This is a genomic window from Salinibacterium sp. TMP30 (assembly GCF_038397785.1).
Taxonomy (GTDB): Bacteria; Actinomycetota; Actinomycetes; order Actinomycetales; family Microbacteriaceae; genus Rhodoglobus.
The window spans coordinates 771,645-796,344 of sequence record NZ_CP151642.1 but is presented as its reverse complement, the minus strand read 5'-3'; the positions used below and the strand labels follow the sequence as shown (position 1 = coordinate 796,344).

Annotated in this window: 22 protein-coding genes; 7 read left to right on the top strand and 15 right to left on the bottom strand. The window is 60.5% G+C overall.

Annotation, left to right across the window (positions count from 1 at the left end):
- Nucleotides 1-53 precede the first annotated feature (53 nt).
- The 5 genes from raiA to mtrA all read right to left on the bottom strand — a co-directional run bounded on the left by raiA (nt 54) and on the right by mtrA (nt 5,588).
- A complete protein-coding gene (gene raiA / locus AADH44_RS03835) occupies nt 54-752 on the bottom strand; it encodes a ribosome-associated translation inhibitor RaiA (RefSeq protein WP_341954180.1) in 699 nt (232 codons plus the stop codon).
- A gap of 45 nt (nt 753-797) precedes the next feature.
- Nucleotides 798-1,553: a phosphoribosyltransferase family protein gene (locus AADH44_RS03830; protein WP_341954179.1), complete on the bottom strand. Its 756-nt coding sequence runs from the start codon at nt 1,551-1,553 to the stop codon at nt 798-800.
- 63 nt (nt 1,554-1,616) lie between these two features.
- Complete coding sequence (locus tag AADH44_RS03825) at nt 1,617-3,296, bottom strand: LpqB family beta-propeller domain-containing protein (RefSeq protein WP_341954178.1); 1,680 nt, start codon at nt 3,294-3,296, stop codon at nt 1,617-1,619.
- Nucleotides 3,289-4,902: an MtrAB system histidine kinase MtrB gene (mtrB, locus tag AADH44_RS03820; protein ID WP_341954177.1), complete on the bottom strand. Its 1,614-nt coding sequence runs from the start codon at nt 4,900-4,902 to the stop codon at nt 3,289-3,291. Before mtrB ends, AADH44_RS03825 begins: the two co-directional genes overlap by 8 nt.
- Before the next feature lie 5 nt (nt 4,903-4,907).
- Nucleotides 4,908-5,588, bottom strand: a complete 681-nt coding sequence (mtrA, locus tag AADH44_RS03815; protein WP_341954176.1) for an MtrAB system response regulator MtrA — start codon at nt 5,586-5,588, stop codon at nt 4,908-4,910.
- Nucleotides 5,589-5,709: 121 nt separating this feature from the next.
- Between mtrA and AADH44_RS03810 the strand changes: the two genes are divergently transcribed.
- Genes AADH44_RS03810 through AADH44_RS03790 form a run of 5 tightly spaced genes read left to right on the top strand, consistent with a single transcriptional unit; the run spans nt 5,710 to nt 11,061 of the window.
- Nucleotides 5,710-6,879: a hypothetical protein gene (locus AADH44_RS03810; protein ID WP_341954175.1), complete on the top strand. Its 1,170-nt coding sequence runs from the start codon at nt 5,710-5,712 to the stop codon at nt 6,877-6,879.
- On the top strand, nt 6,876-7,574 hold the full coding sequence (locus tag AADH44_RS03805) for a DUF4129 domain-containing protein (protein WP_341954174.1): 699 nt from the start codon (nt 6,876-6,878) through the stop codon (nt 7,572-7,574). The genes AADH44_RS03810 and AADH44_RS03805 overlap by 4 nt, the downstream gene beginning before the upstream one ends.
- The gene (locus AADH44_RS03800) at nt 7,571-8,749 is read left to right on the top strand and encodes a DUF4350 domain-containing protein (protein ID WP_341954173.1); all 1,179 of its coding nucleotides are present in this window, start codon (nt 7,571-7,573) and stop codon (nt 8,747-8,749) included. The genes AADH44_RS03805 and AADH44_RS03800 overlap by 4 nt, the downstream gene beginning before the upstream one ends.
- Before the next feature lie 60 nt (nt 8,750-8,809).
- Entirely contained in the window at nt 8,810-9,766 is a 957-nt protein-coding gene (locus tag AADH44_RS03795) for a MoxR family ATPase (RefSeq protein WP_341954172.1), read from the top strand.
- 2 nt (nt 9,767-9,768) lie between these two features.
- On the top strand, nt 9,769-11,061 hold the full coding sequence (locus AADH44_RS03790) for a DUF58 domain-containing protein (protein ID WP_341954171.1): 1,293 nt from the start codon (nt 9,769-9,771) through the stop codon (nt 11,059-11,061).
- Nucleotides 11,062-11,129: 68 nt separating this feature from the next.
- On the opposite strand, the gene AADH44_RS03785 is transcribed toward AADH44_RS03790, so the two are convergent.
- Entirely contained in the window at nt 11,130-12,125 is a 996-nt protein-coding gene (locus tag AADH44_RS03785; protein ID WP_341954908.1) for a stage II sporulation protein M, read from the bottom strand.
- 16 nt (nt 12,126-12,141) lie between these two features.
- On the opposite strand from AADH44_RS03785, the gene AADH44_RS03780 reads away from it, so the two are divergent.
- Nucleotides 12,142-13,002, top strand: a complete 861-nt coding sequence (locus AADH44_RS03780) for an RDD family protein (protein WP_341954170.1) — start codon at nt 12,142-12,144, stop codon at nt 13,000-13,002.
- Nucleotides 13,003-13,044: 42 nt separating this feature from the next.
- On the opposite strand, the gene AADH44_RS03775 is transcribed toward AADH44_RS03780, so the two are convergent.
- A complete protein-coding gene (locus AADH44_RS03775) occupies nt 13,045-14,469 on the bottom strand; it encodes a phosphomannomutase/phosphoglucomutase (RefSeq protein WP_341954169.1) in 1,425 nt (474 codons plus the stop codon).
- Complete coding sequence (locus AADH44_RS03770; RefSeq protein ID WP_341954168.1) at nt 14,456-14,671, bottom strand: DUF3499 family protein; 216 nt, start codon at nt 14,669-14,671, stop codon at nt 14,456-14,458. The genes AADH44_RS03775 and AADH44_RS03770 overlap by 14 nt, the downstream gene beginning before the upstream one ends.
- A gap of 63 nt (nt 14,672-14,734) precedes the next feature.
- Here AADH44_RS03770 and AADH44_RS03765 point away from each other — a divergent pair, with 63 nt between their 5' ends.
- Nucleotides 14,735-15,178 carry a metallopeptidase family protein gene (locus tag AADH44_RS03765; RefSeq protein WP_341954167.1) on the top strand — a complete coding sequence of 148 codons (444 nt, stop codon included), beginning with the start codon at nt 14,735-14,737 and terminating at the stop codon, nt 15,176-15,178.
- Between the two features lie 9 nt (nt 15,179-15,187).
- Here AADH44_RS03765 and AADH44_RS03760 read toward each other — a convergent pair whose 3' ends face one another.
- The 7 genes from AADH44_RS03760 to manA form a co-directional block, all read right to left on the bottom strand.
- Nucleotides 15,188-16,768, bottom strand: a complete 1,581-nt coding sequence (locus tag AADH44_RS03760) for a DUF5719 family protein (protein WP_341954166.1) — start codon at nt 16,766-16,768, stop codon at nt 15,188-15,190.
- Nucleotides 16,765-19,575: a glycosyltransferase gene (locus AADH44_RS03755; RefSeq protein WP_341954165.1), complete on the bottom strand. Its 2,811-nt coding sequence runs from the start codon at nt 19,573-19,575 to the stop codon at nt 16,765-16,767. The genes AADH44_RS03760 and AADH44_RS03755 overlap by 4 nt, the downstream gene beginning before the upstream one ends.
- 94 nt (nt 19,576-19,669) lie before the next feature.
- On the bottom strand, nt 19,670-19,996 hold the full coding sequence (locus AADH44_RS03750) for a WhiB family transcriptional regulator (RefSeq protein WP_341954164.1): 327 nt from the start codon (nt 19,994-19,996) through the stop codon (nt 19,670-19,672).
- A gap of 140 nt (nt 19,997-20,136) precedes the next feature.
- Nucleotides 20,137-21,084, bottom strand: coding sequence for a GDP-mannose 4,6-dehydratase (locus AADH44_RS03745; RefSeq protein WP_341954163.1), 948 nt, complete (start codon nt 21,082-21,084; stop codon nt 20,137-20,139).
- Nucleotides 21,081-22,070, bottom strand: a complete 990-nt coding sequence (locus AADH44_RS03740) for a GDP-mannose 4,6-dehydratase (RefSeq protein ID WP_341954162.1) — start codon at nt 22,068-22,070, stop codon at nt 21,081-21,083. Before AADH44_RS03740 ends, AADH44_RS03745 begins: the two co-directional genes overlap by 4 nt.
- 116 nt (nt 22,071-22,186) lie before the next feature.
- Nucleotides 22,187-23,455: a polysaccharide biosynthesis protein gene (locus AADH44_RS03735; RefSeq protein ID WP_341954161.1), complete on the bottom strand. Its 1,269-nt coding sequence runs from the start codon at nt 23,453-23,455 to the stop codon at nt 22,187-22,189.
- A gap of 10 nt (nt 23,456-23,465) precedes the next feature.
- Nucleotides 23,466-24,644 (bottom strand): mannose-6-phosphate isomerase, class I, encoded by a 1,179-nt coding sequence (manA, locus tag AADH44_RS03730; protein ID WP_341954160.1) that lies wholly within the window; start codon nt 24,642-24,644, stop codon nt 23,466-23,468.
- Between the last annotated feature and the right edge of the window lie 56 nt (nt 24,645-24,700).

Here is a 24,700-nt window from a genome sequence, read left to right as displayed (position 1 = left end):
GCCGCGTTACCGGTTCGTAATCGTATCAAGTTCACACCCAAAACTTGGTGTGCTTAGCCGGTAGCGACCTTACGCTTACGCGAACGGCCACCGTCAGCGGCCTCGTCAGCCATCTCTTCGAGGCTAATAACACCATAATCCCAGCCCTTGCGACGGTAAACAACACTGGGGCGATCGGTCTGACTGTCCACAAAGAGGAAGAAGTCGTGGCCGACCAATTCCATGTGGTCTAGTGCCTCTTCAACGGTCATGTGACTGGAGGGGAACACTTTGCGCCGGATAACAACGGGCGAGTAATCGTCGTCGCCGGGTTCCGGCTCAGCGGTCTGCGTCGGAACTGACCCAGTCGCGACACTTTCGATCACATCGGGGCTAGCAGGGGTGATATCGACGACAGCGAATCCACCGGCAGTAGCCTCACGCAGAGACGTGGGCCGATGGTTTCCGCGATGCACTTTCTTGCGGTCGAGAGACTGGCGAATGCGCTCAATGAGTTTGCCCATCGCCAGATCGAACGCAACATATTTATCCGAACCAGCAGACTCCGCTCGAACAAGCGGTCCTGGTCCGATCAACGTCAACTCAACACGATCGTCTCCACTTGACCCTTTGGTTTCGTGGTGGCGGCTTACCTTGATCTCGAAGGCGATTGCCTTCTCGGCGAGGTGAGCGACCTTTTCAGACTTCTCGATCGCATACTCACGGAAACGATCCGTGACTCCTACATTTCGTCCGTTGACGGTGATTTCCACGGCGACCTCCTAGCCATCATGCGCGGCCGCCTCGTGAGGCAGCTTTTATTGTGCGCCCTTTTCCTTACCGTAGCCCTCGCCGCTGGCAATGTCACGAGCCGCTCCGGTTCTTGGAGTGAACCCGATGGTTGCCGCTGCAATGACCGTCCCACCGGCATCAGAAATGGCCCGCGCTGCCTCGTCAATGGTGGCTCCAGTCGTGAGTACGTCATCCACGATGATGACGCTGCTCGCTCCCAACCAGCGTGTCGCCACGAACGCACCCTGCACATTGAGGGCCCGCTCTTGTGCGCCAAGTAACTTTTGGCTGGCAGTTACTTTGGTGGTGCGAAGCACTCGTTCCTGACGGATGCCCGCTGCTCGAAGCACCAACGACATCGGGTGGTATCCCCGTATGCGGAACGCGCGCTTGCTTGACGGAACGGCCACGATCAGAACTTTACCCCCGGCAGTATCCGGCCGACGGGATTCGGCGAGCACTCGCCGCAGCACCGACAGGAGTGCCTCAGACAGCGGCCGAGCTTGATCGGTTCGATGATGATTTTTGAATGCCAGCAGAACTCTGCGCGCTGGCCCTTCATAGCGGAGGGCCGCATAGACGCGCACGTGCCGAGGAGTTGAGTGAATCGTCGGCGCAGCGACAAGACTGCGAGCGCACTCCCCACACAGTGCGCGATCGTGGCTCTGGCATCCCGCACACTCGACAGGCATGAGCACTGCCCAGGCATCCCGTAGCGCGTCGCGCGCGATCGCAACGAACCACGAAGCCGGGCGACCATTGTTGTTAGTCGGGAGAGTCATGCCTCGAGCGTGCACGATCGTCGTCAGCGCCGAGGAGCAGCGCCCGGGTTCAGTGGAGAGACTCTACTGCTGCGCGGCCATGAAGGAGGCGTCAAGGCCCGTGCGCGCCCATTCTTGGCTCCCCTGCGGTCGCCAAACCTCGCCGTCCGCAAGAAGTCTGAGGCCATCAGTATTGGATCCGGTGCTCACGAGCTGTCGCGCATCATCCACGTCTCCGAGGCTCTCCGATTGCCCGCCAAGGCTAAACGCGGTAGCAGCAACAGAGTCATCATTCGCCGAGAGGGTCGCCACGGTGCTCGAGCCCACCCACGCGGCATCTATGGGTGCACCCGGACGCGCTGGCAGCACCGTGGGCTCGACCAACTGAACGGGCACATTGCCCTGTTGCCGCACAATGCCGTATACGAGCAGCTGAGGCCCTGCCGGCGTGGAGAGATACACGAGCAGTCGCGTACCATCCCGGGAAACATCCAGCGACACAATCGTTGAATCTGCGGGCAACGACGACTGAACCGGATGCTCGGTGCCATCCACCTCGAATGTGGAGAGTGTGGCGGCACTCGACTGCTGCGCCGACCACACGAATCGGAACGGATCGAGCGATGGTGCGGCAAGCCCCGGACGGTCATCGACGATGCGCGGGGTGAGTCCGACCGAAGCAAAGTAGGCTGCGCCATCGCCTGCGCGATAGGCAACGGAAAGTCGGTCGGCCGACAGTACTGCGGAGGTTGCACCCGACTTGGTGACGGCAGCGCTGAGCTCGTTGATCTCGCTGAGCCCGTCACTGGTGTTGAATCCGAATTCGCTTGCCGTTCCCACCACTAGCGGGCCGCTAGAGCCGGGTTCGATAACGGCGGCGCTCTGCCCTGAGCTTGAACTCTGAAGCTCGCGACCATCAACCGTGAGCACGACAATCGGTGTGTGCAGCGTTGCTGCAAGTTGCTGCCGCATGCGTTCACGTGCAACCGTATCGGCGGAAAGTGCTTCAGAGCTGAGGTCGACGACGGCTCGCCCACTGGTCAGGCTGCTCGCGTTTCCTAACGTCGTCGCTGCCGGAAATGCGGTCAGCACAACGCCCTGCTGCAGCCAGGGCGAATCTGCAGAGAGCAGTGCCTGGACTGCGCGTGACTGTGTGGATTGCCGCGCAGGGAACCAGCGCACGTCAGGGATCAGGTAGGCAAAGCTCGGGTCGAAATAGTAGAGCACCTGCTGCTCAAAACTCACCTCGAATCCGTTATTCGAGAGCACCACCCCTGGAGGTGCTGATGCGATACGCCACTCACCGTCTTGGCGTTCGAAATCGAAGGTGAGAGTTTGCGACGCGGGTGAACGCAGCTCGGAGTACACACCACGCTCATCGATCACCGCTTGAGCAGAGAAAATATAGGTGAGCGAGTCCTCTTCGAGCGCTGGCGAAATAGTCGGCAGTTTGTCTCGTTCTCGAACTGTTGCGCTCGCCGCAGGCTTCCACGACCCGCTCATCTCTTGCGTCAAGAATTCTCGCGCCACAGAATAGTCCCGGCTCGGTGCTCGTACCGCGTTCATGAAGTCGGCAAGAATTTGTTCTTGAGTTGAGCCCGCGACTGGGCCCTCCGCAACAATTTCGAACTTGGGATCGAGTTGCTGATCGATGAGAGGCCCCGACTCAACCACCCCCGAGAGTGGAACACCAACACAACCACTGAGGGCGACCATCACCAGACCCGCGACGACGAGGTGCGCAACCTTCGATGCTTTAGTCATTCGACGCCTCCAAACTGGGCACCTCGTCGTTAGGAGGAAGTTCTAGCGGCGACGAGCGCAGTTCCGTGCCCCGGACACGGGGAATTGTCAGTCTGAAGCACGAGCCGTTCTCTCCATCCGACCACACTTCAAGCCAGCCACCATGCAGCACCGCATCCTCTAGCGCGATCGCCAGACCGAGGCCTGTACCACCCGTCGTGCGCTGCCGAGAGGGGTCAGCACGCCAGAAACGATCAAACACGCGCTCCAGGGCCGGCGTGCTCATCCCGACTCCATAATCACGCACGGCAATAGCCACGGCATCCTGATCGCTGTCGACCCAAACAACAATCGGTAGTCCGTCACCGTGGTCAATGGCGTTGCTCACCAAATTCTGAAGAATTCGACGGATGCGACGGGGATCAACATCCGCTTCAAAATAGCCACCAGGGGCCACCAGTCGCAGTTCGGAGCCCTTACTGGCTGCCAATGATGTGAGACTCTCGTTCGTTTCTTCGACGAGCCGTACAAGGTTCGTGGGCTCGGTCTCCATATCGACCGCACCTGCGTCATAGCGACTCATTTCGAGCAAATCTGCGAGCAAGAGCTCGAAGCGTTCGACCTGGGTATGCAGCAGTTCGGCCGTACGGGCTGTCGCTGGCGGAAAAGTCTCACGCTGGTCGTAGAGCACATCACCGGCAAGCCGAATTGTGGTGAGGGGGGTTCGCAATTCGTGCGAAACATCCGACACAAAGCGTTGTTGCACTTGAGACAGCGCAGCAAGCCGGGTGATCTGCTGCTGCATGCTCGTTGCCATGCCGTTGAAGGAACGCGCCAGCGTAGCAATCACGTCATCACCCTGCACAGGGATGCGCACTTCAAGCTCTCCCGCAGCCAGACGTTGGCTAGTCTCCGCCGCCAGCTTGACCGGCCCCACCACAAGGCGAACGACGACGTACGTCACAACACCGATCAGGGCCAGCAGGGCAAACCCGCCCAAGCCAAGAGTCTGCTGAACAACAACGAGTGTGTCTTGAGTGTCGCGGATGTCGTACACAAGATAAAGCTCGTACTGGGAACCACGGATGTCGAGTGTCGAACCGACAACGAGCCCCGGATGCACGGTGCCGTCGCTCGGCTGTTCGAGGGCGACCGACTGCCAGTACGTGCGCTGCTCAGTTGAATTCGCGACCGTCTCCCGCAGTTCCTCGGTAATGAGCACATCGGAAGCCAGCCCCTGCGACTGAACGTTTGTGGGCACACGAGCGCCGTCTTGGCCAGGGCTGCGAAGAATGGCATAACTCGTGCCACCGGTGCTCGACGCGACGCTCTCGATGACCCGCGCTGCGTCGCGCATCATTACGTCAAGGTCTTCGAGCCCGAGCCCTTCGTCTGCTCCATCAAAAACTCGTTGCCCCGCCAGTGTGGCGTTCGCCGATGTGCGCGTGAGTTGCTCGCGACTCGCATCGAACAGGTTGGCGCCAACACTCAGCGACATGTAGCCGGCGATGACCGTTACTGCCACCGACGACAACAGCACTGTGATCGCCACGGTGCGCAACTGAAGCGACGAGCGCCACAGTGCAGCGAGTCGCTGCACCCACTCGCGCCAGTCGAAATCGCGCATTCCTGCTACGCGCTGCTGCCAGCGCGGTAACCAACGCCGCGAACCGTCATCACAATCTTGGGGTTGTCTGGATCTTCTTCAACCTTGGCGCGGAGCCGTTGCACATGAACGTTCACGAGGCGGGTATCTGCCTTGTAGTGGTAGCCCCACACCTGCTCAAGGAGCATTTCGCGTGTGAAGACCTGCTCAGGCTTCATCGCGAGCGCCAAGAGCAACTCAAATTCGAGCGGAGTCAGGTTGATCTTGGTCTCACCACGCCGAACCTCATGCCCCGTGACATCCAATTCAAGGTCGCCAACAGTGAGTGTGCCAGTAGCGGCATCACTAGCCGGCCGCAAACGAGTGCGCACGCGGGCGACAAGTTCTTTCGGGTTGAAGGGCTTGACAACGTAGTCGTCAGCGCCGCTTTCGAGACCCTTCACGACATCCGCGGTATCGCTCTTCGCGGTCAGCATGATGATAGGAACACCCGACTCTTCGCGGATGCGGGCACACACCTCGATGCCGTCGACACCGGGCAGCATCAGATCGAGCAGCACAAGATCGGGAGCTGCCGACTTGAACGCGTCGTACGCCAGCGCGCCGTCTTGGCAAAAAAATGGTTCGTAACCTTCAGTGCGTAGAACGATTCCGATCATCTCTGCCAGGGCAGTGTCGTCATCGACTACAAGAATTCGCGGGTTCACGTGTCCTCGATACTTTCTAGCTCTCGGGCTAACAGAGTGAGAAGCTTTCGCATAAGAGTAGTCGAGTGTGAAAGCATGATTGCGATTGAATAGGATTAGGCAAAAAAATCAAAGGTGAAACGTGAGCAATAACAGTCCGTGGCAGTCGCCAGATAGTGCCGGTGTAACCGGTGAGCCACAGCCGTATGCTCCCCAAGAATCTCCGCAGTTCGCTGCACCGGCGCCGAGCTGGACTCCCCCACCCAAGCCAGGACTCATTCCTCTTCGACCCATGACTCTCGGCACGATCCTCTCAGCGTCGCTGATGGTGCTACGCCGCAATCCGCGCCCCATCTTTGGGCTCTCGCTGATCATCATGGGCATTATTACTGTTTTGTCGCTCGTATTGGTCGGCATCATCACCGTCTCCGGGATCGACCGCACCCTCAGCGCAAGCGAAGCAGATGCCGCAACCATCGAAGCCGGTGCAACGGCAGGCGTCATTCTTGCCGCACTCTTCGCCGTAACGCTCTCACTTGTCGGCGGCTCAATTCTTCAAGGAATTGTCTCCCTCGAGGTTGCACGGGGAGCTGTCGGCGAAAAGTTGCGCTTGCGCGGCCTCTGGAACGCGGCAAAGGGCCGGCTGTGGGCCCTCATCGGCTGGTCTGCCCTCGTCGCAATTGCTACGTTCATCGGAATTGTTGTTTTCAGCTTTGTCGTGGCACTCTTCTTTGCCATCGGCGGAACCGCGGGAACCGTATTCGGCGTGCTCGCTGTTCTCGCCGGCATCGTCATCGGGATCGCGCTCATGGCCTGGCTCGGCACGTTCCTCGCTCTCGTTCCCAGTGCACTCATGATCGAACGGCTAACCCTGGGCCGCGCCATCCGCCGCTCATGGTCACTCGTTTCTGGAAGCTTCTGGCGCACCTTCGGCATCCTCGCCCTGATCATCGTGATCGTGCAAACAGTGTCAAGCGTTGTGACGGCGCCCCTGAGCTTCATTGGCGGTCTCGGCGTAGGTTTACTCAACCCCACCGGCAACGAAGACACCGCTGTAGCTGCGTTCATCGGGCTCTACATTCTCACGGTGATTCTTTCGGTAGCGATCGGCGCAGTCACCATCATCATTCAGTCAGCAGCACCCGCGCTGTTGTACATCGATCTGCGGATGCGCACAGAAGGCTTCGACCTCGAACTCACGCGATTTGTTGAAGCCCGTAACGCTGGCGACAACTCCGTAGCTGATCCCTACCTCACAGGTGGGAGCACCGCTACGCACTCAAGCGAGCCATCACCGTACGCAGCTTCATGACCCTAGTGACTCTTACGTCAACCGCGCCCGCAACTGTGCACCCCTGGTTTGCGCACGCGGCAACTCGCGAGGTGCCTGTTGAGCCAGACTCCGGTCAAGCGACCGAGTGGCTCATCAACGAGCTGTCGAAAGCCCCCTATCAGGCAGCCAAACCGACACTGTTCGACCGCGTGTCAAAAGCATTCAGCGACTGGCTTGCGTCGCTGACCATTGGCGATGGAAACGCCATCCCCACCATTGTGCTCGTCGTTCTCATCGCGCTTGTGGCGATCGCGATCATCGCCGCCGTCGTCCTTTACGGCATCCCCCGCCTCAACCGTAAGAGTCGCCACGATGCGATTCTGTTCGGTGAGGCTGATGCCCGAACTTCCGCCCAGCTGCGGGATGCCGCAGAACAGGCCGCAGCCCGCGACGATTGTGACAGTGCCGTTGCCGATATGTTCCGCGCAATCGCTCGCGGGCTCTCCGAACGCACCCTGGTCACCACGACTCCCGGCACTACCGCCCGCGGCTTTGCTGTGCGCGCAGCTCGCGTTCTCCCGGAGTGTGGCGACGAACTTACCCACAGCGCCGACATCTTCGACCTCGTCCGCTATATGCGCAAGCCTGCTACCCGCGCTCAATATGAGCAGCTTCGGGCCCTGGAGTCTCGTATTCGAGCAGCCAAGCCCAACCTCGCAGAGGTTCCACTGTGAGCGCGCCAACGGTAGTCACCCCGCGCATCCGCACGACTCTCAAGCGGACACTGTTCTGGGTCATCGCCGCAGCCTTCCTCTTGGGCGTGGCACTTGCCAGCCTGAACCTCGCAGGAACTGCGGTCGAAGGGCCTCCCCTCGACCCCACAAGCCCTCGCGAATCGGGAACACTCGCGCTCGCTGAGGTTCTGCGGCAACAGGGTGTCGACGTGGTTGTCACAACTAGCCTCAGTGATACTCGTGACGAGCTGACAGCGGCAGGCAACAGCACTCTCTTCTTCACCAACTTTGACGGCTATCTCACTGACGATCAGACCAGAGAAGCTTCGGCTCTTGCCCGCACCGTTATCTTCGCTCAGCCCAACCTCGCTGCACTTCTCGCTATTGCCCCCGAAGTTGCTCAGGCTGGCGCGGGCAGTGGCACCGTGCCCGCGTCATGCACGGCAACCCTGGCAGCGACAGCACCCGAAATCACTGCTGGCCCTTCCAGCCTGCGAGTAATCGACAGTGATGCTGGTGCCACCGAGTGCTACGGAAACGAGGACGACGGCTATGGCTTCATCTCTCTCGACCGAGGCGACACCGAACTACTGCTGCTCGGCGCAACCGATGCCCTCACCAACGGCGACATCATCTCCGCAGACAACGCTGCCTTTTCCCTGCAATTGCTTGGCCAACATGACACCGTCGTCTGGTATACCCCCAGCTTTGCGGATGTGGCAGACAACGGTGGAGTAAAAACCTACGATGAGCTCGCTCCCGACTGGGTGCTGCCCGTTGTCTGGCTGACTGCGCTTACGTTGGTGACCGCCGCACTCTGGCGTGGCCGCAGATTCGGGCCTCTCGTCATCGAAAAACTGCCAGTGACTGTGCACTCGAGTGAAACAATGCAGGGCCGCGCGCGACTGTACGAAAAGACCGCAGCGCGACTTCACACCCTAGACGCGCTGCGGATTGGATCAATCCGGCGACTGGCCGTGCTGTGTGGCATGGCGAGCACAGCATCCGTTGATGACGTCATTAACCGAATCGCCACGCTCATCGACCAGCCCGTCGTGCAGCTGCGGATACTGCTCGTTGACGCGGACCCTGCCAACGACAGCGAGCTGCTTTCTCTTTCGGATGAACTGCTCGCGCTAGAGCAACGAGTAGCGTCTGCAATCCGCCCCACCTAAACACTCAGCGCCATCCCCATTCAGAGCACCACCAAGCCAGAGATAGAGAAGAATCGAGATATGACTGACGAGCAACTGCGGCACGCATTCACTCAACTCCGCACCGAAGTAGGCAAGGCCGTTGTCGGTCAGGATGCTGCGGTCACCGGACTCACGATCGCCCTACTGACCGGTGGGCACGTGCTTCTTGAAGGCGTTCCCGGTGTCGCTAAAACGCTACTGGTTCGCACCCTCAGCCGAGCACTGCAGCTCGACACCAAGCGCATACAGTTCACGCCCGATCTCATGCCCGGCGATGTCACTGGTTCACTTGTCTACGATTCCCAGGCTGGCGAATTTGAGTTTCGCAACGGGCCAGTGTTCACCAATATTTTGCTCGCCGACGAGATCAACCGCACACCGCCCAAGACACAATCGTCGCTGCTCGAGGCAATGGAAGAACGGCAAGTCTCAGTCGATGGCAAGTCTCTGAAGTTGCCGGCACCGTTCATGGTCGCCGCAACAATGAACCCCATCGAATACGAAGGCACCTACACGCTGCCCGAGGCTCAACTCGACCGTTTTCTTCTCAAGCTCGTGCTCGATCTGCCCGAACGCGATGCCGAGATTGAAGTTCTCACTCGCCACGCTGCGGGCTTCAACCCCCGCGATTTGGCGGCAGCAGGTGTCACTCCGGTGCTTGATGCGGCAATGCTCGCCCAGGCACAGGCCGCGGTCGCCCGTGTCGGCTCGAGTCCGGATGTCATCGCCTACGCGGTCGACCTCGCGCGCGCCACCCGCCAGAGCCCGTCGGTCAAACTTGGCGTGAGTCCCCGTGGTGCGATTGCACTCATTTCGGCCGCAAAGGCGTGGGCCTGGCTCACCGGTGCAGACGCAATCACTCCCGACCACATTCAGAGCATGGTGTTGCCGGTGCTTCGCCACCGCATCCAGCTTCGGCCAGAAGCCGAACTTGAAGGTGTCTCTTCGGATGTCATCCTGCGGTCGATTGTGCAGCAAGTGCAGGTACCGATCTAACAATGGCGCTTTCCGGATGGTTCGTAGCTCTTGTGGCGATCGGTGTTGTTCCGATCGTCATCACAGGCGAACCCGTAGTGCTGGTCTTGTGGATCCTTTTTGCGGTCGCGCTGGGGCTCATCGACATGGCATTCGCGGTGTCAGTGCGTTCGCTGCGCTTCGAGCGCACCTCCCCCGATCGTCTGCGCCTCGGCGAAACAACGAGCGCACAGTTGCGCATTACCAACCCCTCGGGTCGGCGTTTGCGCGCAATCGTGCGCGATGGATGGCAACCCTCCGCGGGTGCACACACCAACCGGGCACCACTGACTGTGCCCGCGCGGGAACGGCGTGAGCTCACCACAGTGCTCACCCCGCTCCGTCGAGGAACACGTGAGGCCGCACATATCACCGTGCGTTCCTATGGGCCGCTCCGGCTCATCGCTCGACAGACCACCGTCGTCGTTCCCGGGTCGTTCACCGTGCTCCCGCCGTTCAATTCGCGCAAACATCTCCCCTCTCGCCTGGCTAGGCTGCGTGAACTGGATGGCGCCACCAGCGTCATGATTCGCGGTCAAGGAACAGAATTCGACAGCCTGCGTGATTACGTTCGAGGCGACGATGTGCGGTCCATCGACTGGCGGGCAACGGCACGACGTTCGGAACTTGTCGTTCGCACCTGGCGCCCTGAACGCGACCGACGGGTAGTAATTGTTGTCGACAGCGGCCGTACTTCTGCCGCCCGCATCGACGACGAGCCGCGCATCGATACGGCGTTCGAGTCGGCGCTGCTGCTAGCTGCGCTTGCCTCCAGCGCCGGCGACCACGTGGACTTCCTCATCTATGACCGCCGCGTTCGGGCCCGTGTGCAAGGAGCCAGCGGCCCCGATTTGCTCTCAAAAATGGTCAATAGTATGGCACCGGTGCAACCAGAACTCATCGAGATGGACTGGAACTCAGTGCCTGGCCTTGTGCGCCAAGCCACCTCACAGCGTGCGCTCGTTGTGCTCGCCACCACAGCGGAATCGCCGGGCGCGAGTCGCGGCCTGCTCGCCATGCTTCCTCAACTGACTGCCAAACACACTGTTGTGGTGGCGTCGGTCGCTGACCCATCGATTGTGGATGCGACCCACGACCGTTCGAACCGTGACGCGGTTTACCACGCCGGCGCTGCCGAGCGCGCGCTGCTCGATCAGTCTCGAGTGGCTACCGCAATCAACCAGCTCGGAGCATCCGTCGTGTCGAAGCGCCCCACCGAGTTGCCGCTCGCCCTCGCCGACCACTACATCGCGCTGAAAGCAGCAGGCAAGCTCTAGTTGGGCGCGCTGGAGTTCCGCGGGCATCCCGGTCAGCTGGGCGTCGCCAGCGTAATGACTCAGTTCAGCTAGTCGGCGACGATGTGGATTGCGCCCGCATCAAATTCGCTGAGATCGCCCGTATTACCGGCGCGAGCACTGCGCCCGCCCAGAATCCACTGGTACCCCAAGAAGCCGGCGAGGGCGATAGTGCCGATGCCGATCTTGAGGGGCCACGGCCAATCTTGACGTGTCACGTAGCCCTCGATGATGCCAGAAACAAGCAGTGCGAGAATCAACCCCACGACGATCGTAAACAGCGCGCGACCGTCTTGGGCGAGCGCCTGTGCGCGGGTTCGAGCGCCGGGAGCGACCCACGACCAGAAAATCATCATTCCGGCGGCACCTGCGACGAAAATCGCGTAAAGCTCTAGTTGACCGTGTGGCGCGATGTAGAGAAAAAAGACATCGAGGCGATCAAATTCGTTCATGATCGCCGCGGTGAATCCGAGTTGCTGAGCGGTGTTGAACAGCAGGTAGGGCACGTAGACGCCGACAATTCCGAACGCGATCGACTGAGTTGCTATCCACGCGTTATTGGTCCAGACGAAACCGGTGAATGACCCACCCGAGAACTCGGAGTAGTAGCCGACGAAGTCATCCCGGGCAAGAGCCTCGCGCTCAGCCGGGGTACCAAAATTGGCGAGCACTTGCGGATTAGAGATCGCCCACCACGCAAAAAGGAACCCAACAAAGAAAGTGACGGCGGCCAGCACCAACGACATCCATCGCACCCGATAGAGCGCGGCTGGCAGCTGGGCCACAAAGAACTGCGGCAATTGGCTCAACACGTTTGCGGATGCACCAGTGAAACGCAAGCGTGCACGACTGAGTGTCAACGACAACCGATCAGCCTGTGCTGACTGTCCGGCGCTGGTTTTCATGGCCGAAAGATTGGTTGCCCCCGACTGATAGAGGTCGATAAGTTCATCGACTTCACCCCCGGAAAGTCGGCGTTGCGACCCCAATTGGGCAAGGCGATCCCAGTCTTCGCGGTGCGCGGCTGAGTACGAGTCGAGATCCATCTGCTTAAATGATGTCATGCCGAGCCCACAATTGAGCAACACTCTCACGTACGACGATGAACCTGACGAGTTGGTGACCGGCGAAGCGGTCGCGTTGGAGCTTCGTTCGGCAAGTTTTGTGTTGCGTGCGGCCGGTTCGATCATCGACTTTCTGGTCTACGGTGCGGCTCTCGTCGGGCTTCTCATCGGGTCGTTTGCATTCGCGACCAATGCCGGCCTCGATACCGCCATTGGTCAGGCTCTGACGGTGAGTTCTCTCGTGATCTGCCTCGTCGTGATCCCCACTGCTGTTGAAACGCTGAGTCGGGGAAAATCGCTCGGCAAACTCGCGATCGGTGCGCGCATCGTTCGCAACGATGGTGGCGCGATCGGATTTCGTCACGCCTTCATCCGCGCGCTTCTTGGTGTGCTCGAAATCTTCATGACCGTCGGCGGTTTCGCGGCGATCGTTGGACTGCTCAACACTCGCGCTCAGCGCCTCGGTGATCTCGTTGCCGGAACTTACAGCCAGTACGAGCGCGTCACCAAGTTTGCCAACCCTGTTGTGCAACTCCCCGGCCAGTTGGCCGAATGGGCGCGCACTGCTGACGTTGCCAAGATGCCGGATGCCCTAGCGCGGCGCATCTCACATTTCTTAGTTGCGGCACCCGGCTACACCGCGGTCACGCGTCGACAGCACGCGGCCAGCCTCGCCAACGAGGCCTCCACCTACGTGTCACCGCTACCGCATGTTGAGCCCGAGATCTTTCTTTCTGCGGTCAGCGCTGTGCGGCGAGAGCGTGAGACCGTTGCACTTACGGGTGAAAAACGCCGGAGAGGCGCTCTGGAGCCTGCCCTTACTAGCGTTCCACGCGGGTTTCCGAGCGATCGCGGCTAGGCGCACTGCTCCGGGGCCGGGCGCTCTTACCAACCGACTTTGTTAGCGGCGGATGAGTGCAAGCACGCGGTCGCGAATCTTTTCAAGCTGATCAACGGAACCTGCTTCAGCGTTCAATCGCAACAACGGCTCCGTGTTGGACGGTCGCACGTTGAACCACCAGAACGGCTCCGCATCGCTCGTGATTCCTGTGACCGTGAGACCGTCAAGTTCGTCGAATTCTGCCTCGTCCGCAAAAGCTTCGCGGATGCGAGCCGTCGCCGCGGGGACATCCTCGACCACGGAGTTAATCTCCCCACTACTGGCGTAGGGCGAATAGCGCTCCGAGATCACCGACAGCGGTTCCGCCTGCGAACCAAACTCGGCCAGCAAGTGCATCGCGGCAAGCATCCCATTGTCGGCACCCCAGAAATCGCGGAAGTAGTAGTGCGCGGAGTGTTCGCCACCAAAGATCGCACCGGTTGCCGCCATCTGATCTTTGATGAGCGAGTGGCCTACATGGGTACGCACCGGAATCGCCCCCGCATTCTTAATCGTTTCTTCAACAATGCGCGACGTGATGAGGTTGTGGATGACGTGGATGTCGCCCTCCGGCTGCAACGCACGCACTCGCTGAATTTCTCGCAGCGCCACGACCGCAGCCACTGCGCTGGGAGTCATCGGGTTTCCGCGCTCGTCGACCACGAAACACCGGTCAGCATCGCCATCGAAGGCAAGCCCGACATCTGCACCGTGTTCAATCACCGCTTTTTGAAGGTCAACAATGTTTGCCGGCTCGAGGGGGTTCGCTTCGTGATTGGGGAACGTACCATCGAGCTCGAAATACAGGGGGATGATCTCGATCGGCAGCTTCGGGAGCCCTGCCGCTGTAGAGAGCACGGCAGGCACGGTCATGCCACCCATGCCGTTACCGGCATCTACGACGACCCGCATGGGGCGGATGCCGCTGAGATCGACGAGTTTGCGCAAGTACCCGGCGTAGTCGGCAAGAACATCAACCTCCCGCTGCGAACCAGGCTGCGCGACAGCCTCAACGCCCGACTCGAGATAGGTCTGCGCGCGGTCACGGATCGCTTTCAAACCCGTGTTGAAACTGATGCCCTGGGCACCCGCGCGACTGAATTTGATGCCGTTATACGTCGCCGGGTTGTGGCTCGCTGTAAACATGGCTGCAGGCGCATTCATCGATCCGGACGCAAAATACGTCTCATCGGTCGAGCAAAGCCCAATCAGTACAACGTTGCCGCCACGCGCGCGAGCACCCGCCGAGAACGCCGCGGCGAAACCCGGTGACGAATCACGCATGTCGTGACCGACAATAATTTCGTGGCCCGCGGCATCCACTTCGTCGACAAACGCGGCGCCGAGCGCCTCGACCACGTCGTCAGTGAGCTGTGAACCGACAAGGCCGCGAACGTCGTATGCCTTAATGAACGGGGTGAGATCGATGGGGTTAGCTTTGCTCATGCCCCAAAACTACATGGCGAACGACCTGCCATCCTTGAGGCACAGAGAGTCGCTCAGCGTGACGGGCACACAGGTCATAGCTGTGGGGCTCTGCCGTGTAGCTCAGCGGGCCGAGAACAGCCATCGAATCAGCGTAGACATACGTGAGAGTGGACTCGGCTTCTTCGTTGCAGGAGACCTTGCTACACGGGCGTTGATTCATCGTGATCCCTAGCCTACGGCTGTGCACCCACAGGCGGGCGACTACGGCCCGTAGAATGGTCTCGTGGCGAGATCATCGAAGCGAGTGCAGACGCGCTCTGTGCGCGGCAACTGGCGGGATCGTCACGGCCGCGGCATTCGTGCTGCCGTTACCGGACCACACTTGCCGCTTTTGCGAAGCCGACACGGAAACTTTGAAATCACTGTCGCCTCTGCCGCCCAATTCTTGAAAGAGATGTGGCCAGAGGAACTCGCCAAAGCGCGTTTTGAAGTTGGACTCATGCCGGGCAGCAGCCCGGAAGGCACAAAAGTGGCGCGATGGAAAGTTGTTGCCGACGAGCACCGCATCATTCTCTTCCGTCTGCCTATTGAACGCATGGCTAGACTCCACCGCGACGACGAATTACACCGGCGGATGCTCATAGAAAGTTGCGTCTTCCGTGCTGTTGCCGAATACCTCGGCAAAGATCCCTGGGAACTAGCGCCGGATCGTTTTCGACACTTCTAGCGACAAGGGCTAAGGAAAGACTTTCAGCGGCGACGACCCGGGAGTTTGCGGGTCGATAGCGTAGGCCGCGATAAAACCATCTTGTGCGTGCGTGACGCTGACGTACACGGGGTTGTCGTGCGCGAGCGTATAAGTCGTTCCATTCGCTACCGGAGCTCGCAGCGTTGCATCCGGCTCAATCGTGAATTCCTCCACAACGCCCGCCGCGGTAGTCAGCACGACATCCACCGCAGCATCGTCGGCGTTCACCACATTCAGCGTCGCATTCAGACCGTCCGCAACCGTGAATTGCGTATCGTCATCCAGTACCGAACTAGACGCGAACCACGCGAAGTCTGTTGCGGTCACCGTGCCAGCAGCAAGCACGGCAGAAGTTGTTCGTGCTGAAGCAACAATCGGCACATCAGACTCGATCTGCACCGTGTACGTGCCGCTGTCCAGTTCTTCCACAGGAATGTCTGTAACAACGCCCGCGCTCATATCGAGCGTGAAGGTGATGGAATCGCGCGCAACATCTGCCGGTGTCAGCGTGACCGAAATCGTCGCTGTTTTCTCACCAGGAACAAACACCCGCAGTGCGGCGATCAGATCATCGGTCTGCGTGACCGTGCCCCGCAGCGCCTGCACCGCCTCAAGGCTGGTCACGACCATCCCTGGAATCACTACCGATCGAGAAGGCGGCTGTGATGGCCCCACAATCTCAACTCCCCCCGGGTCGAGACCGCGCACAATCGACTGCTGCAGTTCAGTGGTAATCTGCCCGCCCGTGCTCGTGACATGAACTACGGGTGACGTGACACCCGGAGCAAAACCGGCCAGCGACAACACTCGCTGACCATTGGACGGCACGACGATGCCCGCAGTGCCAGCGGCAGACACCACACCCTGCTCATCAAAGATGTCTAGGGTGACCATCGAGGCCACCTCGGTGGGGTTAGTCAAAGAAATCAGCGTCGTACGGCCTGTCGTCGTGGCCCCACCGACAAGCCAACTATCTCCTCCGACAGCACGACACCCCGCTGCTGCGAAACCGACGTAATCGCCCAGACTGACCGACTGCGATTGGGCGCCACTCAGTCTCACCAAACCCTCTGGTGACGCAGCATCTGGGGCGGCGCTGAGCACGAGGGGTGCGGCAACCGCTTCCCCAGTTTCGGCATCCGACGCAGTAATGCGTGATTGCTCGACCGCACCAGAGCTCGACGAGAATCGTGTGATCGCTTCACCGAGCGTAAATACCGAGGATGCTTCCGCGCCAGACTCATCCGACAAACGCAGGAGGGGGCCCGGGCACGTCAACTGCTGCGCCGTGGGAACCGGAACAACCATCGCGCTTGGCGGCCGCGCGCTAATCGATGGCAGGTCGACAAAAGTCGCACCCAATACGGCCGCAGCTGCCGTGCCGATCCCGACAACGCCGACGATAACTCGCGCACCAACGAGTGCGGCCGCTTTCGCAGACACGGGGCGCCGAGTGCTCGATGTTGGTTCGGCAGCACCTGTCAGCTCCGAATCATCATCGAATTCGGTTCCCGAGGGCTCGTCGGGCAGCGCCGCAGCCTCGTCGTGTGTTGGGTCGCTACCGGTCATTCGCTCGCCTCAATTACGGTCACGGCACTTTCTGCCTTTGCCGCACGCAGACGTCGACGACGTGTCGTGGGGATCGCCAGCAACAGTGTGAGCCCCAGAACCACTGCCTGGCCAAGAAGAATCGCCTGTCCGAGCCGAGTATCGGTATTGCTCGGGCCGATCTGCGTCGTCGTCTCACTCACGTCGGGATAGTGCCAGAGGTATCCCTGGGCGGTATCCCCAATCGGGTTAAGCGAACTGTTGCCATCGAGCGCTTCAATAATCCGTTGACGTGTCTCCCCGGCATCCTGCTCAGCTTCTGGAGTCAACACAATGAAGGCAATCTGGAGATCCTTGAGCTCGCTCGCGACATCAAAGCCGCTGCGTGAGGCGATGTTTCCTGCAAGAGTTGCGTTGCGCTTCTCCGCGGCCAAAAGTTCAGTGCTCGTCGCCGCAATCGTCGACTGCTCGTCAAGCCCTGAGCCCCGACCACGATGCACATCGACAGCAATCGTGGAGTCTGAGGTAACAGTGAGTTGCAGCGTTCCGAGGCCATTCCGCTGCGTTGATTCGGCCGAGACGAACGCCGGAAGAAGTCTGCCGTTGCTGGCGGACACTGAGGATGCCCCGGATGCTAGCGACCACAACGGAGCCGCGGCGAGTACCAGCACCCCGACAAGCGCAACCAATGCCGGTAGTGCCGCGTGGCGTTCAAGACTCTCGACCGCCACAACAACGGCACCGCAAAGACCCAACCAGTACAGGCTCAGCGCAGCGCCCGCCCAGATCACTACCGAGGTTTCTCCTGCGGAGCTCACTGACAGGTGGGTGGCGGCGACGGCGGTCACAAACCCCAGCAGAGCGAGCGAAAGTGAAGGAATCGCTCGGCGAGTGCCCGGAACGAAGAGACTCATTAGTGCGAGTGCAGCGAAGGGAGCGAGAAGGAGTGCGACCAGAAGGGAACCGTACTGGTCGTTAAGATCGAGCGTAGCCAGCAGCTCACTCCAGCCGTTTGACCCGGGAACAACGCTGCCAATCGCCAGCTGCCACCCCGTGGATGCCACGCGAGCGACCGGCAGTCCGGGATCAGCAAAAATTCCCCAGACAGTGCCACGCGCTACCTGCTGAACGACTAGGGGGGCAAAGAGCGCCGCAGCGGGGATAACGATCCACAGCAGGCGGTGCGAAGCCTTGGGTCGCGCAATGATCCACGCCACCAGCGCAATAAGCAGCGCGGGAATCAGGCTGGGTGCTGACGCCGCGATCGCGGCAAAGAGCAGCGCGGCGATCGCTGACATCGCCCAATTGTGAGCAGCCCGCAGCACGGTGAGAATAAGCCAGGGAAGCAGAATGTGAACGAGAACCGCACCCAATTGACCCTCGCCGAGCGAAACCAAGAAACTGGGGGCCAGCGTCCACGCTGCCGCTGCCAGAGTCGGTGCCCAAGTGCGCTCTGAGATGGAGGCCGCACAGAGCCACGCTGCCAGCGCCGCAAGGGGGAGTGCCACCAGATACAACACGACCACGCTGAAAGAGGGATTCCAGAAGGTCACCGAACCCATGACAGCGAGCACCACAGCAAAGGGATCTGCCGCGACCACCTGTTGTGCCAAATCGTTCCAGCCGTAGCCAACGTGAGCCCACAATTCAGAAACACTCGACGACAGGGGTAGCAGCGCTCCCCCCGTCAGCGCTCGTGCTTCCCCAAACCGGGAAAAACTGACCACTCCGACAACCGCGGCGAGAAGCACAAGCCATGCACCGCCGTTGCCGAAGAAACGAGGACGGGCAACATCGAATACCGCATCAGGTGCATCACCACTGCGTTCATGGGCACGCAACTCGCGAAGCTCCGCCCAGGTCACGCGAAGCGGATCGACCGCACCAAAACCTAGTCGCTTGTTGCGTTTGAGGTTGCGTCGTGCGGCAACCACACCGCCATCAAAAATCGCCGCGATAGCCGCGGCGAATTCGCCAGCAACCGCCGTGGGTCGTTTGGCAACCAAATGGCCGAGAGAACGAACAATCGCCAGTGGCAGAATCGTGAGCCAATGCAGGGGCACAGCAAAGGCCGGCGCATAAACCAAACGCCGGTGCAGCTGAGCAAACCGCTGAAGGCGGTTGTGTGCTGCTGCCGACACGGAGCGCTTGCCGAATAGTTCGGGGCCTCCGGCGCTTGCGACGCGAGCATCGGCGACGGCAACAACCCGGTGACCGGCCAGTCGAACCCGAACGCAGAAGTCGAGTGCCGCATCCACTGATGTCAGTTGGGGATCAAACCCTCCCAGCGCGGCCCACACCTGCCGCCGCACAAGCATGCCAGCACCGGTGACACCCAGAGTGTCTGTCTGCACATCGTGCTGAGCCTGGTCGAGTTCGTCACTGACGAGTCCAAGCGAGCGCCCGAGCGGTGTCAGCGATTCGCCAAAGTTCGAGATGACAGTGGGATCATCCCACCGCACAAGTTTCGGGCCAGCAACAGCTACCGAAGGGGCGATTTCTACCGCACCGAGGAGGGCGCGAAGTGCATTCGGATCCGGAGCGCTGTCGTGACTCAAGAGCCACAACCACTCGTTCTCGGTCGCTTGCGGGGCTGCCGACTGCACAGCTTGCGCAATTGCGCCGCCAAAGGTTCGATGACCGTGAGCTTCTGCAACTTGGGCTGGTGCCGACTCGACCATGATCGCCAACGACTCGTCGCTCGAGTCTGCGTCAACGGCGATCACTGAATCGGGTCGCCGAGTTTGTGCCGCAATCGCGGCTAGCGTGCGTGGCAGATATTTGGCGCCATTTCGGGCAACAAGGACTGCTGTGACTCTCGGCTGCATTTGTTTGAGACTAAGCGTCGCGGGCACTCATGAGAACTCGACTCGCTGCGGTCGGGCGAGTCTGGGAGTTGCCCTCAACGCGAGGCCAGAAAGGTTAGCTCGCGCGCTTGCGTAGCTTGCGGCGTTCGCGCTCTGACAGTCCGCCCCAAATGCCGAATCGTTCATCGTTGTGCAGCGCGTATTCAAGGCACTGGCTGCGCACTTCGCACGAAGAACAGATCTTCTTCGCATCCCGAGTCGACCCACCCTTTTCGGGGAAGAACGCTTCAGGATCAGTTTGGGCACAGAGTGAGTCTGTCTGCCACGAGAGCGCATTGCCGTCTTCGTCGGCGAGCGGTTGCCGCACACCGGGGACCCCGAGTCGTACGGGATCAACAAACCAGTCATCCGGAACTCCTGAGCGGTATCCGCTGTTGCCCATCTGGTCTCTCTCCCCTCCGCTTTCAATGCTTCGCATCAAATCGCGTTACATAATTACACCGTTGTAGTTACCCCACGTCAAGTCGCAGATGATAATTGCCTCGACCAACACTTAAGGGTTATGGCGCGCCGTGTCTTCGGTTAACTCAGCAAAGCGAGATCGTTGTCGACCATCGCCGACACAATTTCATCAAACTCGACGGTTGGCGACCAGCCGAGGAGCTGCCGGGCCTTGCTCGCATCGCCCAACTGCAGAGGGGCATCCCCTGAGCGCAGGAGCGTCTCGGAGACGCGCACGCGATCGGGCCAGTCATCAACGCCTGCTCGCGCAAATGCCGCCGCCACAAAGTCACGGACCGAGTGCGAAACACCGGTCGCAATCACAAAGTCGTCGGGCTCGGAATGCTGCGCTGCTCTAAAGAGCGCATCAACATAGTCGGGAGCCCAACCCCAATCGCGTTGCGCTTCCAAGTTTCCGAGTTCAAGCGTGTCTTGTTTGCCGGCAGAAATGCGGGCAGCGGCGGCCGTAATCTTGCGGGTCACAAAAGTCTCGGGGCGTCGCGGCGACTCATGGTTGTACAGAATCACCGAGGAGGCAGCAACGCCTGCGGTGCGGTAGGCGCCCACGAGACCGTGAGCGTACGCTTTCGCCGCACCATACGGGCTCGTCGGGCGCACAGTGGTCTGCTCGTTTTGTGGCGATTGGGTCGGTGCACCAAAAATCTCAGCGCTTGAGGCCTGAATGAAACGGATGTCGGTGGTGCCCCGATCGTGGATCACTTTCACCGCTGCCAACATCTCCGCAACCACCGCACCGTTGAGTCGCGCGGTGAGGCCCGGATTTTGCCACGACTGGTAGACGGAGCTCAGCGCGGCAAGGTTATAGATTTCGTGCGGCTCAACTTCGGAGATGAGCTCGGCGATCGCGCTATCGGTGGCGAGGTTAAGTTCGTGCGCGATCACACCGTCGGTGACCACCTCATCCGCATCGCGTGTCACGCCGTGGATTTCGTACCCCCTGGCAAGCAAGAGCTCGGCAAGGTACGAGCCATCTTGACCGGTAACTCCGGTAATCAGTGCACGCTTCATTTGATGCCGGCGAGCTCTTTCTGCTCGGCGAGGTCAGCTTCGACCATCATGGCGATCAGTTCGGGGAATCTGACGGTCGGCTCCCACCCGAGGCGTGCCTTGGCCTTCGCCGAGTCGCCAACGAGGAGGTCGACTTCTGCGGGGCGCATGAATCGTTCATCAAGTTCGACGTAATCGGTCCAGTCGTCAATGCCGACCGCAGCGAAAGCATGATCCAGGAGTACGCGGATGCTCTGCGTCTCGCCGGTCGAAATGACGTAGTCGTCTGGCTCGTCCTGTTGCAACATCAACCACATTGCTTCGACATAGTCGCCGGCGAAGCCCCAGTCACGCTGAGCGTCAAGGTTGCCGAGCGTGATCTTGTCTTGCAAGCCGAGTGAAATGCGCGCAACAGCCCGGCTGACCTTGCGGGTGACGAACTCGGGGCCGCGGCGCGGAGATTCGTGGTTGAACAGCACACCCGAGGAGGCGTGCATGCCGTACGACTCTCGATAGTTGATCGTCATGTAGTGGCCATAGACCTTGGCAACACCGTAGGGCGAGCGGGGCCACAGCAGAGTGTCTTCGTTCTGCGGTACTTGTTGTACCTTGCCAAACATTTCCGAACTTGACGCTTGGTAGAACCGCACCTCTTGGCCGGTCGCTGCCATGTGAAGGCGCACGGCTTCGAGCGCGTTGAGCACTCCCATGCCGGTGACTTCACTGGTGAGGTGTGCGTTCTCCCAGGAGTAGGCCACAAAGGAGATTGCCCCCAGGTTGTAGAACTCGTCGGGCTTCGCAACGCTCAAGGCGCGCATCAGGCTCGACAGGTCGGTGAGGTCGCCGGTCAGAATTTCGACATCCGGAAGCTCCCGCTCGAGCAATTCACGCTTCGGGTTGTTCTGCCCGCGCATGAGGCCGAAGACCTTGTAGCCCTTCGACAGCAGCAACTCTGCAAGGTAGAGGCCGTCTTGGCCGGTGATACCAGTAATGAATGCGCGCTTCATAGTCGTCTTTCTTGCTTGCTTGCGGCCGGCTGTTCCCCGGGTCTGAACCGATACTTCGGCGGATGCCACGCTACTGGAAGTTGCGCTGCCATGCAGGGTCGCAGCGACACAGCCGACTAGTTTTCGGTCGGGGCCTCATGCGTTCTCGTGGTCGCGACAATGAATGCGCCGGCTTTCGCCCGGAGGCGCCACACGAACAAGGCTTGAGTGCACACCGATACGGTTTCGCCAATTGCTAGCCCCCACGCCCCGCCTGCAGCGCCATAGGTTGCGCTGAGCAGCAGGATGGCGGGTACTCCGACGGCGGCGGCGAGCAAGACGCTCAGCATGAACTGGCGGCGAGCGCCCATACCGACGAGGGTGATGCGCCCCAGCGAAGTGCCGAGCGCAATGCCCAAGGTTGCGACGCCGAGACCCAACGCGGTGGCCTCATCGATGGCGACTTCAGCGCCGAAGAGCACTTCAGAGAGCCATGGACCCAGCACGGCGAAAGCGGTGAGCCCGGCGAGGCCGAGGCCCGCGTGCACGATGAAGGAGCGACGGATGCGGTGACCAAACTCTGCATCCCCTGCCTCCACGACCCATCCCTGGAGGGCGTTTCCCAGTGCCGACACGGAGTACTGGCCGATGCGGTACAGCTTGTCGCCCGAAACGTAGGCGGCGGCCTGCGCGGTCGCTGCGGTCGCCCCAACGAAGGTGACCGCCAAGGAGTTGTAGGCACCACCAGCGACCTCGGTAGTCACGGCAGAGCGGTTTGCCCGAAAGACTTCACGAATCGCGGACCTGTCACGGCGCATCAGTTCTCGAACCCCGGCGGTTCGAATCGCAAACAGGCTAACGCTCAGCAGCGAGGCTGCCACTAATAGCACGGGGTACCAGAGCACGTCACCGGCGTTCAACACGATCACCGCGGCGATGACGGTTGCCACAATTCGGGGAGATATCTCATAGATCGCGATCAGACTGGCGCGTCCGAGCCCGATCATGAACCAGGCACTCGATAGGCCGGTCAGGCTCATCGCGACCGCCATTACTGCGGCATCCACTCGATAGTCGCTCGGCGACACTGCGGCGGCGATCGCACCAGCAAGCACTGCGCTCGGTAGCCACACCAGAAGTCGAGCCTGCACGCTTGTTGCCAGCAAGCGGGGACGGATGCTCGGCTCAGCCAATGCGATCAGCGGAGGCCCGACCGTGTTGAAGCCGAGCGCAACGATGAGCGCAAAGAATCCACCACTGGATTGACCCACAGCAATAGCAAGCCAGGCATCAGCTCCGGCGACTCGTGCCAGAATCGGCAAGAAGAGAAACGGGGTGATGAGCGACAAAAACGGCAGCCCCGCAAAGCCGAGGATGCGTTTGGCGAAGCTTCCTCGCGCGGTCATGATGCCAACACTATTGCGTTGCCGCCACAAACAGCTGACCGGCTCCGCGAATCTCTAGGTGGCGCTCATCGGCTGAAACAAATACCGAGCCACCACGCGCCAGTGTTGCAGAACCACCGGCGCCCTCCACTGCGAACTCGCCCGAAATGCAGAGCACGATCGCGGCACTCGAGATGTCAACCGAGCCGTCACCCTCCACCACCATGAGCTGAAAGTCGCGCACCGGGGGCCGAAAGACTTGCACTGCCACTCCCAACGCTACTGGGCGCAGGTACGGCACCGGGCTCGCCGAGAAATCGAGCACACTCAACAGTTCGTGCACGTCGACATGCTTCGGGGTAAGCCCCCCGCGCAGCACATTATCGGAGGCCGCCATGAGCTCAATCCCGAGACCCCGAAGGTAGGCGTGGATGTTGCCTGCCGGCAAGAACAGCGCCTGCCCCTTGGCCAGCGTCACATGGTTGAGCATGAGTGCAATCAGCACACCGGGGTCGCCCGCGTAGTGACCAGCAAGGGTGCGCACGAGAGCAAACTCGTCGCCCGCAGCTTCGGCGAGCGCGGTGACTCGTTCCACAAGCTCTGGCACCGGGTGCTCGGCAGAAATCAGCCATTCGAACATCGACCGCAGACTGGAGTCGTCGCGCGCGAAACCCAACCACTCGGCGAAGAGTGCCGGCTGAGGGCGGGTGCTAGCGGCATCCAACTCAGCAAGTCGTTCGATGGATTCCCGGGTATCCGCCATCGCCCGAAAGCCGCACAACGCCTCAAACGTCTCACTTACCGCAACGATGAGTTCGGGCTTTGCCGACGGGTCCTTGTAGTTACGATTCGATGCCGTCAGCGGCACGCCTGCCGCGTTCTCGCGCGCATAGCCCTCAACCGCCTGTTTGGTTGTCGGGTGAGCCTGAAGTGAGAGCGGCGCCCCCGCCGCAAGAATCTTGAGCAAGAAGGGAAGCTGGGTGACGCCGTCCCCCAAAATTTTCGCGCCGGAGCGCTGAATCCACTCGTTGAGGTCACCGGCGCCACCCGTCTGAAACGGATCGGCGATCACACTCGGGCAGCCGGGATGCGCGCCAAGCCAGAGTTCCGCCTCAGGTTTCCCCGTTGGCTCTGTTCCCAACAGTGCCGAGATTTCCCCCGCAGAACCCCACGCATAATCGCGGGGGGAATTAGTGATGCCTACAAACATTCAGTCCACTCTTCTCGAAGCGTTAGACCAAAGTACCAACCGTCTAGAAGCGACAC